Below are 14632 nucleotides of genomic sequence, written 5' to 3' on the forward strand. Positions count from 1 at the left end.
GGCCGTCCTGTAACCGTCTGTCACGGGTGAGATGATCTTGATGTGGCTGGTCTGATCACGGCGTCGGAGCCCTCTTGGATACGTCCGTTCACCGGACTCAGCCCGCGCCGTTTCGGCAAGTTGGTGACCGCGGTGCAGCGCGAGAGGGCAGCCGGGCCGCGGGCGGGGCGTCCCTGGAGTCTGCCGTTTGAGGACCGCGTTCCCTTGGTCGTGGCCTACTGGCGCACCAACTTGACCATGCGTCAACTGGCCCCCTGTTCGGGATTTCAATGTCGGCGGCCGACCGGATCATCGGTCACATCGGGCCTCTACTGGCCTTGCCGTCCAGACGCCGGTTTGCGAGGGACACGGTGCTGATCGTCAACGGGACCCTGGTGCTTACCCGTGATCACGCGGTGGCCGAGCAGTCCAGGAACTATCGGTTGGTCGTCATCAATGCCGACACCAGCCTGGTTGCTGTGGTCGGACGGCCGCTGCCGGGCAACCGGAATGACTGCAAGGCGTGGGAAGAATCGGGGGCCAAGGCCGCGGTCGGCCGGACAACCGTAATAGCCGATGGCGGCTATCCGGGGACGGGACTGGTCATGCCTCACCGTCGCGCCCACGGTGAGGAACTGCCCGACTGGAAGCGGGAGCACAACAGGTCACACAAGCAGTTCCGTGCCCGAGTGAAGCACGTCTTTGCCCGGATGAAGACCTGGAAGATTCTCCGCGGCTGCGGCTGAAGGGCGACAGCGTCCACCACATGCGCGGCATCGCCCGCCTGCACATTCTCAACGTTGCTGGATAGGGCCATGGCCGAACTCAGAAAGGCCTCTTATCCGCGTCTGTCAGCAGGAGGGTTCTTGACGCTCTCGTGGGCGGTGCCGAGCTGAAGGATCTGCGCGGCTTCTGGACCGGACCTGCCTTCCCTGGCGCGGTCCTTGCCCTAGCCACGTCCCGCAGGGCTGACCTGGACGCCACCAAGAGCGACCGCATCAGCTTCCAGGAGAAGGAGCAGGGCACTCCGGTGTCCGGACGTCAGGAAGCAAGATCGGGCACGACATCCGCTGCGGAGACCGGTAACCACCGGTACGACTGCGAGTACCGCCAGGTACCCTCAGACACATCGTCAACGCGGCCCGACGGGCTTCCGTTCCACTCCGGTGGAGTCTCGAAGGACATGCCCCCACCCGCACGAGTCTTTTCGTGCTGCCTGGGGGAAGTCCTTGCTGTTCCGCGCGTCCGCGAAAACGGTCGCCGTCATGGCACTCGACGGTTCGCTGTTCCTGCATCTCACCGACAAGTTCGTCCACATGCACGGCTACCGGGCTGGTGCCTCGGAGATACGTTCCTGGGAGCGCAGCATCCCCGTCCTGGCCGCCGCACTCAACGACGTCGGCCTCGGCGACGTGGAGGTCATGCTGGAGTACTCACTCCCGCTGAACAGCAAGCGCGCCGACGTCGTCCTCGCCGGAGTGCACCCGGTCACGGGAGAGCCGTCCTACGTCGTGGTGGAGCTGAAGCAGTGGAGTCAGGCGTCTCCGCACGAGGACGACCCCACCCTGTGCCATGTCGACGCCTACGTGCACCCCGTGCTCAACCCGATCGAGCAGGTGCGGCGGTACTGCGACTACCTGGTCAACTTCAACGGCGCGGTGGCCGAGCACGGCGAGCGGATCCACGGAGTGGCCTTCCTGCACAACGCCACCGAGTTCGGGGTGTCGGGGCTGCGGGAGATCGAGCGTGACGGGCGGGGACTGCTCTTCACGGGGGAGCGTCGCGGTGCGTTCCTGGACCACCTCCGGTCGAAGCTGAGCGACAAACACCCCGGTGCCCGTGCGGCGGACGACCTGCTCGCGGGCGCCACCGTGCCGTCGAAGCAGCTGATGTCCGTGGCGGCTCAGGAAGTGCGTGAGCGCCAGCAGTTCGTCCTCCTCGACGAGCAGCAGGTCGCCTACCGCATGGTGCTCAACGCGGTGGAGCGGGCGAAGCGCGCCGACCACAAGGAAGTCGTCATCGTCACCGGCGGCCCCGGTACCGGGAAGAGCGTGATCGCGCTCCAACTGCTCGGCGAGCTCTACCGGCGGGGCGTGGCCGCGGTCCACGCGACCGGCTCGCAGTCGTTCACCAAGACGATGCGCAAGGTGGCCGGCTCCCGGAAACGGGAGGTCCAGGATCTCTTCAAGTACTTCAACAGCTTCATGACCACGGAGAAGAACAGCCTGGGTGCTCTGATCTGTGACGAGGCACACCGCATCCGGGAGACGTCCGCCAACCGCTACACCCGCGCGGCGCTGCGGACCGGCAGGGCACAGATCGACGAACTCATCGACGTCGCCCACGTACCGGTCTTCTTCCTCGACGAGCACCAAGTGGTGCGTCCCGGTGAGATGGGCACCGTTGAGGAGATCCGTGAGGCCGCGGCCAGAAGGGGTATCGACTGCCATGTCGTGCCCCTGGAAAGCCAGTTCCGCTGCGGAGGCAGTGACGCCTACCTGCGCTGGGTGGTCCGGCTACTGGGCCTCGAGCCCGGTGGGCCGGTCGTGTGGGAGCCCGACGACCGCATGCAGTTGCTGGTCGCGGACAGCCCTGAAGAACTGGAGGCGTTCCTCGACGCCCGCCGCGCCGAGAAATACGGTGCCCGGATGTCCGCGGGCTACTGCTGGCGGTGGTCCCCCGAGCCCAAGCCCGGCGATCCGCTGCCTCTCGACGTCGTCATCGGGGGCTGGGCCCGGCCCTGGAACCTGCGCGGGGACCGGTCGGTCTCCGGCGCGCCCCCGTCCGCGCTGTGGGCCACCGACCCTGCGGGCTTCGGGCAGATCGGCTGCGTCTACACCGCCCAGGGGTTCGAATACGACTGGTCCGGCGTCATCATCGGCCCGGACCTGGTCTGGCGGGGTGACCGCTGGGTCACTGACCGCACCGCGTCCAAGGACCCGGTGTTCAAGAAGTCCACACCGGACACCGACGTGGACCGTCTCATCCGGAACACATACAAGGTGCTGCTGACGCGGGGGATGGTCGGCACGATCGTGTACTCGACCGATCCGGAGACCCGGGAGAAGTTGCGGGAGCTGGTGTCCGGCCGACCGGGGTCACGGCCTGCCGCGGTCCAGGAGTCCCTTCTGCGGCGGTGAGCGCGTGATATCCGGCCATGATGGCGGTGCTTCCAGCCGACCGATGTGTCATGTGCGCCGGGAAGGGCGATCACTTCCTTAAGATCCCAGGCGTCATTGCGGCCCGACGGGCTTCCCCACGTGGACATGCCCCCATCCGCACGAGTCACTCGTGCCCTGGGGGATCCACCTCGTGTCCATGCTCCTGCTGAAACTGGCAGCGCGGGATCTGCTGAACCTGAACTCGAGACGCCGTATGGTGCCCCACCTCGCTGCGAGGTGGAAGCACTTCCTCAGCACCGACGCCTCGTTGACCGAACGTTCCGCTTGGGCAGAGAGCCTGGTGCATCTCGCCGAGGATCTGGTCGCCGCCGACCGTGGGAACGTCGAGATGGTCGTCGAGTGCGCGGCCACGCTCGACGAGATCGACCGCCCGGGGGACCCGCGCCTCATCGACGTCGTCCTCGTGGGCCATCATCCCGAGGAGAACGGGCTGTCCGTCCAACTCGTCGAGCTGAAGCGCTGGTCGACCGTGACCCGGGTGGAGCGAGCCACCGCCGAGCTGGTGCATGTCCCCGGTATGGGCGCGAAGAAGCATCCGGCGCTGCAACTGCGCGAGTACTACGAGGCGTTCACGAGTGACCGGGGACCGCTGCACGGGCTGAATTACGAGTGCGGCGGCTTCGCCTATCTGCACAATGCCACCGACGCCGCGGTGCTCCCACTGGTCGGCGTGGACGCGCCGACCGGTTCCTACGCCCGTGTCTACACCGGCGACCGCCGCCCCCAACTGCTGTCGGACCTGAGGAGCAGCTTCGCCGCCCACGGCGCCGACTCGGCGACCGAGACCCTTTTGCGGAGCATGGGCCTGCGCAACACCCCGCTGCTCGATGCCGTGATCCGCTCCAGCGGCGAGGACACGGTCTTCACCCTGCGTGGCCGTCAGAAGGAGGTTGCGAACCAGATCCTCGAGGCGGCCGCCAAGGTGCTTCCCGATCCCCGGCGGCCCGCGCTCCTCCCCGACGAGCGACGGGTGGTTTTCCTCGTCACGGGCGGTGCCGGCACCGGCAAGAGCGCCATCGGCCTCCAGCTCAAGGCCGAACTGGAGGCGGCGGGCCGCACGGTCAAGTACGCGAGCGGCAGCAGGGCCTTCAACGGCGCCCTGCAGGAGCATGTCGGCTTCGGCGACCGGGAGTTCAAGGAGACGTTCACCTACTTCAGCAACTTCGTCGCCCCGCCCGACCCGCCGCTGGACGTGCTGATCTGCGACGAGGCCCACCGCCTGCGCGACCGCTCCACCAACCGCTTCTGGAAACCCGAGGACTGGGGCACCAAGCCTCAGGTGGACGAGCTCCTCGACGCCTCCCGGTTGACGGTGTTCTTCCTCGACGAGGGGCAGTCCGTGCGCCCGCAGGAGGTCGGCACCGCCGCTCTCGTGGAGGACGCGGCACAGCGCTACAACGCCGTCATGGTCCGTAGCTGCTTGCAGGAACAGTTCCGGTGCGGTGGCAGCGACGCCTACATTCGCTGGGTGCGCGGCGCGCTGGGGGTGTCCGACGCCGAGCCGGAGCTGTGGACCCCGGACGGACTGATGCACGTCGAGGTCGTGGACAGCCCCGAGGAACTCGAGCGGATCATCCGATCCGAGGCCGGGGCAGGTGCGTCCGCGCGCATGGTCGCCGGATACTGCTGGCCCTGGACGAAGCCGCTGGGCAAGGAGAAGCGGCTCGAGCCCGACGTCCGGATCGGCGACTGGCACCGGCCGTGGAACGCGGACAGCGAGTCCTTCTGCGAGAACAAGACCGTCCCACCGTCCAAGATCTGGTCCGTGCACGAGAACGGCCTCGGCCAGATCGGCTGTGTGTACACCGCGCAGGGCCTGGAGTGGGACTGGTGCGGCGTGATCATGGGCGAGGACATGGTGCGCCGGGGTGACCGCTGGGTGTTCCGCCGGGGCAAGGAGAGGGCGGACAAGGCAGCCGGCGTCAAGCGGGTCGCCGTTCCCGGGTCGTTCGATCCCAAGGTGAAGCCGAAGAGCGTGGACGATGAGGAGTTCGCCCGCCTCGTCCGGCACGCGTACCACGTGCTGATGACCCGGGCGAGCCGGGCGACCGTGCTCTACTCCACGGACGAGGAGACCCGGGAGTACCTGAAAGGGCTCGTCGGCGACGTCCAGATCCACGGTCTGCGCCCCACCTGGGAGAACCTGCCGGAGCAGGCGCGACAGCCACATCTGCCCCGTCCCGCCCGAGGACGGCGCCGCCGCAGGAAGCGTCAGAAGAAGGACACTCCGCCCGGGGAGATGCGCCTTTTCTGAAACGGTGGACCGGCAGGTGGAGTGGCGGGCTCCCGGGCCCGCCACCTGCCGGTCAGAAGACCAGGCGCGCTACCACGGTAAGGGCCGTCACCAGCAGATTGGTGATGACTCCCACCGCGACGTCGACCAGAATCTGACGAATCCGGTCACGACGTGCAGGCTTGTACTCAACGGGGTTCATCGGTTTCCACTCCTGAGCGTGAGCTGGGAATGGCAGGGATCGCCCTACCGGGCATCCGCAGTCACACCGCGTGAGACACGCGATGGAGACCACTCGTCGCTCATCGCCGAGGACCGGCACCTGGAACACCGCCGTCGTACCCTCCGGGAAGGTGCGCAGCGGGTAACCACGTTAGTACACGCGCCAGTTGACGCGGATCGATTTTGGACGCCGTGGCGTCTCGGCCCGCGCGCCAGACGCGATGGCGCCCAACTGGACGGCGTCGATCGCGATGCTGACATCGGCTGTGTGGAGTTTGCGCATTTCCACCAGAGAGGGTGGGCGAGGCTCCAGGATATTGGTGGTCCGCACACCACAAGTCACCGGAGTCGGGCGATAAGGGGGGAATGTCCCGTACTCCCGTCCTTCACCGTCTCTTTTCATGGCATGGTCAGCCACTAGGATTTGCATCAGGGGTCTGACCACGGGGAACGGTCGCCCTTGTGGGACACGAGGAGTGGGGAACAGGCATGCGGGAAGGCCGGTGGGTCACGGTCACCGAGTCCGAGTTCGATCATGAACGCCGCGGCCTGGAGGCGATCCGCGAGAAGCTCCCGGACTCCGACCCCTGGCGTGCCTGGTCGAACTTCACCTTCACCGCGAACACCGGCCACGTCCGCGAGGTCGACCTGCTGGTCGTCGCCCCCGGCGGCGTCTGCATGATCGAGCTGAAGGACTGGCACGGCTCGGTCACCTCCGAGAACGGCACCTGGGTCCAGACCACGCCCGGCGGTCGTCGCCGCACGCACGGCAACCCGCTGCATCTGGTCAACCGCAAGGCCAAGGAACTGGCCGGTCTGCTCGCAGGGACCGGCGGCAAGCGGGTCTGGGTCGCCGAGGCCGTCTGCTTCACGGACAACAGTCTTCGCGTACGGCTTTTCCTTGATCAGGCCGAAGTAGTCGCCGACGTCGGCACGGCCGCTGCCGTCCTCACTGTCCTCCAGCAGCTTGCGCAGTTCGGCGGCCAGGGACTCCGTGGACCAGATGTGGATGACCACGGACGGCTCCATGGGGACCTGTGTGCCGCGCAGTTTCTCCACGGCCGCGGCGGCCCAGCGGGTGTCCTCCTTGATCTCCGCCACGCGGATCTGGGATGCGTCCTTTACAGCCTGCCGTATCACGTCGTGGTGGAGTAGGCGGCCTCGAGGTGCCCCAGGAGGTCGGCGGCCGATATCGACGTGCCGTTGCAGTATCGCCCGGTCACATGCCAACTCTGGAACGGATTCCGCTGAAGCATCTGCTGGAACACGGGTCCGACCTGCCGACCGGTGCTCAGCTTGACGACCTCGGCGAGCTGCGACCACAGCTCGGGCAGGTGGCCGTGTTCGCACTCCCTCGACGGCTGCGGCTTCTCCTTCGCGCCTGGAGCCGGTTGCTGCGGCGGCCGCTTGAGCGCCGGGTCGAACGGCTTGCTCTTCGGGCTGAGCTGCGAGTGGAACGGGAGGGGTTTGCCAGGTTTCCAGAGGGCGGCGCCGTCCGGGGGGAGGCACTTATCGAGGTGGCCGCCGGCATCCGAATCGCTCGTGGTGCAGGCCACAGTTGTGTGCGCGGGAGACCCGTAGGGTCGTGGGCATGACCGACGATCAGCAGCACGAGCAGGCCGTGGCGGGCGCCTGGGCGAGGATCGAGGCGTGGCTGAGGCAACACGCTCCACGCTCCTACCGGATGCTCCCCCCGCCCGCCCCCGAGGCCGACATCCGTGAGGTCGAGCAGGAACTCGACCTCACCATGCCACCGGGCCTCAAGGCCTTCTACCGCCTTCGCAACGGCACCGGTCACCCTGCGGACTTCGGCTGGACACCCGAACCCGAGACCGGGCTTCCCCCACAAGGACAGGAAACAGCCTGGCTGTTGCCGAGGAAGCATGGGATTCCTCCGGTGCAGCAACTGCCGTACTGGGATGAAGGCCCTCAAACGATCGGCCGGCCGGACGACCCCATGGTGCGGTACCTGGCCTTCGCCGCGACCGACCGCAGCGGTCCGTACGGGCTGTTCACGGACTGCACTCCAGGACCCGGCTACGGACGGATAGGAACCTTCGAAGAGGTCGGCATCCCCAAGCTGGGCGTGTGGCCGTCGTTCACCGACTACCTCATCGAAGTCGCCGATGCCCTGTACGAGAACCGCGGGGTGGAGTACGCGGACGGACACCAGGACAAGAAGGTGCCCGGTCTCGTCGATCAGGCCCTGGTGTGGGACGGTCCGGCACATCCGAGGGACCGGAATGGACACGCTTCGCATAGACCTGTGGCCGGAACACCGCATGGTGTTCCGGCCACAGGCTTGGTCAGTCACGGGTCAGGTCAGCCGACCTTCTTCCACGCGCAGACGGTGTCGGCGTTCTTGCAGTGCTCGAAGCCGGGATCGCTGATGAAGAACCCGTCCTTGTCGAGCAGCCGCATCTGGGGAACGAACTTGATGCCGAGGTCGCGGAAGGCGCCGGTGTTCTGATCCGTGGGAACGGAGGCGCGACCACACTTTTCGTTCCACTTCGGGCCGGTGTAGCCGTCACGGTTGTCTGCGAGCAGTCCCCACGTGCCGCCGGTCATGGGTTTGGTGTAGAGCTGTGCGCATTCCTTCCCGGAGGCGACCTGGTTCGGCCCCTTCGGCATGCCGCCGCTCTGGTACGTACTCGCGGGTGCGTACTCGTCGCACGATCCGTCGGGCGTGGCAGGGTTGGGCTTGAAACCGCTGGTCCCCGTGGGGCAGACGATGCCGCGGCTGTCGTCGTTGGTCCAGTCCCCGCCGTCCGGATCGGCGTCGTTGCCGGGGCCGAGGTAGGAACACGAACGGGCTGCTGCGTCAGTACTTCCCGAAGGGCACCGATCTGTCCCGGTGGTCGTCCGCAGACCTCGAAGCCGTCGCCCTGGCGATCAACAACCAGCCCCGCAAGGCCCTCGGTTGGCGGACACCAGCCGAGGTCTTCGACGAGCACCTACGCTCACTACAACAGCCCGGTGTTGCAACGACCAGTTGAACTCGCCCAATACGTGTCCATCCGCTACAGCGAACGGCTGATGGACGTTGGCGCGGCCGTGTCGGTGGGCTCCGTCGCGGACTTGTACGACAACGCGATGGCCGAGGCACTCAACGGCACCTTCAAGGCCGAACTGATCGACCACCAAGGTCCTTGGCGGGACGCTGACCAGGTCGAACGCGCCGTCGTGCAGTGGGTCGGCTGGTACAACACCGAGCGCCTGCACTCCGCACTCGACTACCACCCACCCGAGGAATTCGAGGCGGCCTACTACCGCTCCATGAACACACCGAACGCCGCCTGAAACACACAAGATCGGCCGCTACGAAACTCGGGGCAGCTCAGTCCTGGGGTGGCGGGTACGTAGTTGGGAACCACGCGCGCTGTCGTTCGGTCGAGGGCAGCGAGTTGGGGACGATCAGCCGCTTCTCGCGCAGTTTGGCGTGCCGTCGCCGGGTCTGTTCCCCGCTTGCCCCGGAGGCGATTGCCCGATGCACCTGCTCAGCGGTGGCCAACTGATACGGCGTCAGCAACGCCGACACCAACCTCTTGCGACAACACCCGCATGAACTATGGCAACAACCCTTGCGACATCTATTACCTGCGTCACCGCCTCGCCGATGCCATAGCCGCAGGTCACCATGGCTGCTTCGGCGTGGTCACGGGCCCGACATCCCCCTCTGCACACCCCCACGCTCGCCCCAAAGACAAAAAGAAAGGCAGGGGACGGCGGGCGAACGGGCGGGCGCGTGCCGTCGGGGGATCGGGGCCGCCGTCGGTCATCTTGCGCGTCGGCGCGGCCTCCGCGCTCGTGTGGTTGCCGGGCCGCGCACGGCCCGAGCAGGGCCCGACCGTTGTTGGCGGTCAGGTCTACTTTGCGGCTGGTGTCTGGGCTAGGACTCCAAGGCCGTGATCGCCGTGATCCGTCAGAACAGGGCGTCCTGGTCCGGCTCCTCACGGGGCAACGGACCGACGTCCCTTTGTCCAGCGTGAACGACTGCGCAGCCCTTCAACACCTACGCCAGCGACCTGCGCACCGCATCGACCAGCGTGCCCGCCCGCAGATCCTCGGCCCCTTCGATGATGTTGTTCAGGGCGTAGCCGAAAGCGATGCCGTGCTCGGGGTCGGCGAAGGCGAGGGAGCCGCCTCGGCCCATGTGGCCGAAGGCGCTCGGACCGGTCATCGGGAGGTCCTCGGTGGGCAGCATGTATCCGGAGCTGAAGCGGCTCGGGAGCAGCAGCACCTGGTCCTTTCCGGCCGCCTGTTCCTTGGTCGCCGACTCCAGGGTTTCCGGGGTGAACAGGCGCACGCCATCCACCTCGCCGATCAGCGCGGCGTACATGCGCGCCAGTGCCTGAGCGGTGCCGATGCCGTTGGAAGCGGGGATTTCCGCGGCCTGCACGTCCGGCGAGTTGAAGTCGATCTCGGCGGGGTCAGTGATCGCGAACGCCCTGTTGGTGAAGGAGTTCGGGTCGCTCATGGCGGCGACCAGTTCGCGGAACGCCTCGGGAATCGCCTCGATGGGCACGGCGGTCAGGTCGACCCCCGCCTGCTGGTACACCATGCGGCTGACCCGGTGGCGTTCAGACGCCGGCAACCCGATGAAGAAGTCCAGCCCGAGAGGGCGGGCGATCTCGTCGGCGAAGAAGCGGCCCGGCGTACGGCCCGACACTCGGCGGATCACCTCGCCGACCAGCCAGCCCCAGGTCCGCCCGTGGTACCCGTGCGCCGTGCCCGGCTCCCACAGGGGACGCTGCGCCGCCAGTGCGGCCACCATGGGATCCCAGGCCAACGCCTCGTCCAACGGCACCGGTTGGTCCAGCGCGATCAAGCCCGCCTGGTGCGACATCAGCCAGCGCACCGGGATGTCCGCCTTGCCGTTCGCGGCGAACTCCGGCCAGTACGTCGCCACCGGCGCGTCCAGGTCCAACTCGCCGCGCTGGACGAGCAGATGAGCCGCGGTCGCGGTCGCGCCCTTCGTGGCCGAATAGACCAGTTGCAGCGTGTCCCGGGACCACGGACGATCGGTCTCCGGATCGGCGACGCCGCCCCACAGGTCCACCACCGGTCGGCCGTGCTGGTACACGCACACCGCAGCGCCGATGTCTCCACGCTGGGAGAAGTTCGCCTCGAACGCCTCACGTACCGGCTCGAACCCCGCCCCGACCTCACCGTCGATCATCGTCATGTCGTCCATCCTGGCACCGACGGAGGCGGGCTGGCTCTCGGATTTCGAGACGGTGGCCCGTCGGGCCGCGACTCGACGACGCCTGAACTTGTGCGTGGAACTCCGCTGCGGCGGGGCGAACTTGCACGGGTCGAGACGCGCTGAGCGTTCCTTCAAGCGGCCCAGAGTTCGTACGGAGCTGACACCGCTCTTCGGGAGCCTGGGGCCGCAGTCGTCCGGTACCGCGTCATCAACGCCAACGCCAACGCCAACGCCAACGCCCACGTCAACTGTCACGACAACACTCACATCAACTGTGCCGACATCCCTCTCGACATCTGCCACCTGCCGCACCGCCTCCCCACTTCCGCAGCCGCAGGTCACCATGGCTGCTTCGGCGTGGTCACGGGCCCGACATCCCCTTCTGCATACCCCTATGCTCGCCCTGAAGACGAAAGAGAAGGGCAGGGGACAGCGGGCGAATGCAGTCGGGGATCGGGGCGCGGTTGACCCTGTTGCGCGTCGGCGGTTGCCTCCGCGCCTGCGCGCTGCAAGGCGCGGTGCATACATGGTCCGCGCCGGAGAGTTCTGCCTACTGCCAGCCACGCAGGGTGATCCGCGGCCCATCCGTGAGATACGCCTGCAGGGCACCGGCCGTGGACTTCACGAATTCGTCGGGGAGGGCATCAGCGTCGACCCAGCAGACCTGGGCATGCTTGTGCGGCTCGCGATTTTCCGGTTCGCCGGTCCATTCGTGGGCGCTGAAGACAATGGTGAGGAAGCCGTTGGGAGCTTCGACGCCCCAGGCGCCGTGGATGATGTGGACGACCTTCAGGGCTTCCGGCTTGACGGTCAGGCCGGTCTCCTCGTAGAGCTCGCGTACGGCGGTTTCGGTGATGGATTCGCCCGGTTCGCTCTTGCCGATGGGAAGGTCCCACATGCCCTGGCCGAACTTGGCGTGCCGGCCGCGTTGGAGGAGGACGATGCGGTTGGTGGCCGGGTCGTGGACGATGACGGCGGCGACCAGCACGGTCATTGAATCGAGCGCGGGCGGCAGGGCCCCGGGCTGATCGTCGGGTGTCCGCTGAGCCACAGCTGGTGTCCCTTCGTCGACCGGATGATGGGCAGCCTAGGTCAGCGTCAGGGGATTTCATTCGGATCAAGTCGGCAGTGATTGGCCGGACTTGTGCTCGAAGTTGCCAAGCTGCTGGAGCGAGCGATGTCGCGGGTGGGCCCCCGCCCCCGGCTGCCGTCTCACCACGGCCGGATCGCGCGCACCCCCACCCGCCGTCCGTCACCATCCAGCAGATGCCCCATCCGTTTCACGGTGCGTATGCCAAGGACGCGTTCGGTGATGTCGAGACTCGGTAGCCGGGCGCAGGCCGTCTCGCGCTGTTGCACGGAGCCGATGTCGCGTACCAGTAGGTGGCGAGAACGCCGGCGGGACCGGTGACGGCGGCCAGCAAGCGGCACTCTGGCCGGGTGGCGAGGGTGCGATGCAGGTGGTTGACTTCGCTTGCCGTGGCGCGGCCGCAGAAGGTGACGGCCACTGGTGGCCCGGACACCGTTGGGGCCACATCGCAGCGGAAGGCCACCACCCCGCTCGCCGTAAAGCGGTTGAGCCGCCTTCGGACGGTGGCGGCGCTACTGCCGATGAGATCGGCCAGCTCCGCTGGCCGTGTCCGCCCGTCCTTCACCAGCGTGTAGAGGAGTACGTGGTCCGGCTCGGTCAGGTCGGAGATGGGACCGCCTGCCGTGGGCGTGGTACCGGAGCGGCCCAGTACCGAGAGCTGGGATGCGTCGGGTGAGCCCAGTCGCCAGCGGGAGCCCTCGGCGTGGAGCGACGTGGCGAAGACGCACTCCACGGCGAGGACGTCGGGCAGGGAGGCCAGGTCCTCGTTCACGAACCGGTGCACAGCCGGGAGATCCGGCGCCAGCACGTACAACATGAGGTCGGCGCTTCCCGGGGCGACCAGTTCGACAGTCACCGCCTCCCGCAGTCGCGCCACCTGCTCGGCCAGAGACTGCGGGGCTGCCGGAGCACAGCGGACGAAGGCGAAGGCTGTGCAGCCCCTGCGGGAGTAGGCCGGGCCGGGCACTGCCGACACAGTGGGGCGAGAAATGTCCACGCCACGGGCGCTGCGACACCAGGGTGGACCAGCACAACAACCGCGTGGCACGCATCTTCGAGAGCAGCAGCTACAACCGCAGACAGACTCGCTACTGGCTGAACAAAGGACTGCTGCTCCAGTATCTGTACTCGGTCGGCGGCTACTTGTACCGGTACGGCTAACTCTGGGGCTAGCCGCTCTCGACGCACAGCGGTGATCCGAACGATCGACAAGCCGGGCACGGTCTCCGATCAGCGGGTACCACGCCCGGCCACCAGTCCCCATCCTCACGAAAGCCCCGTACTCCCAGGAGCACCTTTGTCCCCCACACCCTCGTCCGCCGGCACCCGCGTCATACTGGCGGCGGCCCTCCTGCTACCGACCGCCTTCCTCAGCGCGTGTTCCGCCGTCGGCGGAGACGGCTGCCACAACACGGCCGCCGACCAGAAGCGACTGGCCGAACAGCCACTGCTCAGCTCAGCACCCGCGCACGCCTCGGCCCCCGCCAACTACCGCGGCGTGGGCGTGACCACCGGATGCGACGACGACAGCAGCGGAACGCCTTGGCTGCACGCGGATCGGCTGTACGCGTTCCCGGGCCAACCGGACGACGTCCTCGCCTACTACAACAGGTGGACGGCCGCGGCCGGTTGGCGCGTAGAGGAGGACCCCGCCCCCCAGGCGCCGCCCGCCACTGTGGAAGGCGCCTGCTGGACCAGGACCGAACGGGGCCGGCATCTGCTGTTCAACCTCGACTTCAACCCCAAGGGCTTCTCGCCCGAGCCCAAGGTCGGCACGGGCCTCGCCTACTCGGTATCGGTCGGCAGCGAGCGGGATGGCGGCAAGGACAGCTGCTGGCCCTAGGCCGCATACGAGTCGACCATCGGGGCGGACCTGGGCTGGTAGAGGTTCTCGCGCGACCCGAGCACCTGCGCGTCTCGATGATCCGGATCAAGGACCCCACCAGACCACCGGCTGATCACGACTTGACACGCGTCCGAGCCGGATCCCTGCTTGGCAACCCAGGGTGGAACAACGCCCTGTTCGCCCGCCCATCATTGTGACCGCGCAGCGTCCATGCCTCGCGTCTCTTCGATAGGTGCCGGGCGCCGCCCGCCGAGTGATCACCGCCAAGCCCGCTGCTGTCCAAGGGCGCCTTGGACAGCCTGACCGCGGGAGTGGATATCGAAGAGGTACGGCGGGAGATCAACGCCCGGGTCAGACTCTACGAGTACCCCGGCCCGGAGGACTTCGCCAGTGCTCTCTCCCGCACTAAACGTCGCGGTCATCGGCCAGACCAGACCTTACTCGGCGGACATCGGATCGCTCGTCTCCCGACCCAACTGGCCGTGGCCGAGGCCCATGTCGACGACGCAGAGTCCAACGGGGTGAACTTGCGGGCGGCCGGAGCCACGTCGACGCGGCCCAGAGGCGCCGGAACCCGTGTGCGGTGCACGCACCAACTGGCCAGGCATGACAAGCAGGGCCGCTGCCACGAACGTGTGGAGATCCCGACGGCCTGGGACGAGAACAAGAAACCGCTGCGCTTTTGGGCAGAGCAATGCAACTGCCGGCAGTACGTCGATCCGCAGCCGCTGTCGCAGGTGTATGCCGAAAACCTGACGGATCGAAGGTGAGGTCAGGCTGGCTCCAAGACCGCTGATCGCGCCAGCCGGTCCTCGATCGAATGCTCCCTCGCCCCGGCCGCTTGACAACTGTCGCTGCATCGATGACGTCCGTC

The 14632-nt window shown here is 67.3% G+C and carries 10 protein-coding genes and 4 pseudogenes; 9 read left to right on the forward strand and 5 right to left on the reverse strand.

Going from position 1 to position 14632, the window contains the following annotated elements; translation table 11 throughout:
- Positions 1-42: 42 nt before the first annotated feature.
- The 3 genes and pseudogenes from ACIBN2_RS12990 to ACIBN2_RS13000 all read left to right on the forward strand — a co-directional run bounded on the left by ACIBN2_RS12990 (position 43) and on the right by ACIBN2_RS13000 (position 5415).
- Positions 43-790, forward strand: a pseudogene (locus ACIBN2_RS12990) (transposase family protein).
- Between the two features lie 418 nt (positions 791-1208).
- A complete protein-coding gene (locus tag ACIBN2_RS12995) occupies positions 1209-3119 on the forward strand; it encodes a DNA/RNA helicase domain-containing protein (RefSeq protein WP_399134370.1) in 1911 nt (636 codons plus the stop codon).
- 322 nt (positions 3120-3441) lie between these two features.
- Positions 3442-5415 (forward strand): DUF2075 domain-containing protein, encoded by a 1974-nt coding sequence (locus tag ACIBN2_RS13000; protein WP_399134371.1) that lies wholly within the window; start codon positions 3442-3444, stop codon positions 5413-5415.
- Positions 5416-5467: 52 nt separating this feature from the next.
- Here ACIBN2_RS13000 and ACIBN2_RS13005 read toward each other — a convergent pair whose 3' ends face one another.
- Positions 5468-5596 carry a DUF6408 family protein gene (locus tag ACIBN2_RS13005; RefSeq protein ID WP_222127822.1) on the reverse strand — a complete coding sequence of 43 codons (129 nt, stop codon included), beginning with the start codon at positions 5594-5596 and terminating at the stop codon, positions 5468-5470.
- 509 nt (positions 5597-6105) lie between these two features.
- Between ACIBN2_RS13005 and ACIBN2_RS13010 the strand changes: the two are divergent.
- Positions 6106-6513: pseudogene (locus tag ACIBN2_RS13010) on the forward strand (NERD domain-containing protein); the annotation flags it as partial.
- A 239-nt stretch (positions 6514-6752) separates the two neighbouring features.
- Here the strand turns inward: ACIBN2_RS13010 and ACIBN2_RS13015 are convergent.
- On the reverse strand, positions 6753-7172 hold the full coding sequence (locus ACIBN2_RS13015) for a hypothetical protein (RefSeq protein WP_399134373.1): 420 nt from the start codon (positions 7170-7172) through the stop codon (positions 6753-6755).
- A 65-nt stretch (positions 7173-7237) separates the two neighbouring features.
- On the opposite strand from ACIBN2_RS13015, the gene ACIBN2_RS13020 reads away from it, so the two are divergent.
- From ACIBN2_RS13020 to ACIBN2_RS13030, 3 genes and pseudogenes are all read left to right on the forward strand, one after another.
- Positions 7238-8086 (forward strand): SMI1/KNR4 family protein, encoded by an 849-nt coding sequence (locus ACIBN2_RS13020; RefSeq protein WP_399134374.1) that lies wholly within the window; start codon positions 7238-7240, stop codon positions 8084-8086.
- 316 nt (positions 8087-8402) lie between these two features.
- Positions 8403-8612 (forward strand): annotated as a pseudogene (locus ACIBN2_RS13025) (transposase); the annotation flags it as partial.
- On the forward strand, positions 8593-8916 hold the full coding sequence (locus tag ACIBN2_RS13030; protein ID WP_399134375.1) for an integrase core domain-containing protein: 324 nt from the start codon (positions 8593-8595) through the stop codon (positions 8914-8916). The pseudogene ACIBN2_RS13025 and the gene ACIBN2_RS13030, both read left to right, overlap by 20 nt.
- Before the next feature lie 712 nt (positions 8917-9628).
- On the opposite strand, the gene ACIBN2_RS13035 is transcribed toward ACIBN2_RS13030, so the two are convergent.
- The 3 genes from ACIBN2_RS13035 to ACIBN2_RS13045 form a co-directional block, all read right to left on the reverse strand.
- Positions 9629-10801, reverse strand: a complete 1173-nt coding sequence (locus ACIBN2_RS13035; RefSeq protein ID WP_399134376.1) for a serine hydrolase domain-containing protein — start codon at positions 10799-10801, stop codon at positions 9629-9631.
- 571 nt (positions 10802-11372) lie between these two features.
- On the reverse strand, positions 11373-11873 hold the full coding sequence (locus ACIBN2_RS13040) for an NUDIX domain-containing protein (RefSeq protein WP_399134377.1): 501 nt from the start codon (positions 11871-11873) through the stop codon (positions 11373-11375).
- Positions 11874-12102: 229 nt separating this feature from the next.
- On the reverse strand, positions 12103-12879 hold the full coding sequence (locus tag ACIBN2_RS13045; RefSeq protein WP_399134378.1) for an Lrp/AsnC family transcriptional regulator: 777 nt from the start codon (positions 12877-12879) through the stop codon (positions 12103-12105).
- A 330-nt stretch (positions 12880-13209) separates the two neighbouring features.
- On the opposite strand from ACIBN2_RS13045, the gene ACIBN2_RS13050 reads away from it, so the two are divergent.
- Together ACIBN2_RS13050 and ACIBN2_RS13055 are read left to right on the forward strand one after the other, a co-directional pair.
- Positions 13210-13755: a hypothetical protein gene (locus tag ACIBN2_RS13050; protein WP_399134379.1), complete on the forward strand. Its 546-nt coding sequence runs from the start codon at positions 13210-13212 to the stop codon at positions 13753-13755.
- A 564-nt stretch (positions 13756-14319) separates the two neighbouring features.
- A pseudogene (locus ACIBN2_RS13055) lies at positions 14320-14528 on the forward strand (hypothetical protein); the annotation flags it as partial.
- Positions 14529-14632 lie beyond the last annotated feature (104 nt).

Source organism: Streptomyces sp. NPDC050534, from assembly GCF_044457745.1.
GTDB lineage: Bacteria > Actinomycetota > Actinomycetes > Streptomycetales > Streptomycetaceae > Streptomyces.

Coding starts and splice junctions, on each gene's coding strand:
- ACIBN2_RS13005 (WP_222127822.1), bottom strand. CDS start 5,596: ATGAACCCCGTTGAGTACAAGCCTGCACGTCGTGACCGGATTCGTCAG.
- ACIBN2_RS13035 (WP_399134376.1), bottom strand. CDS start 10,801: ATGACGATGATCGACGGTGAGGTCGGGGCGGGGTTCGAGCCGGTACGT.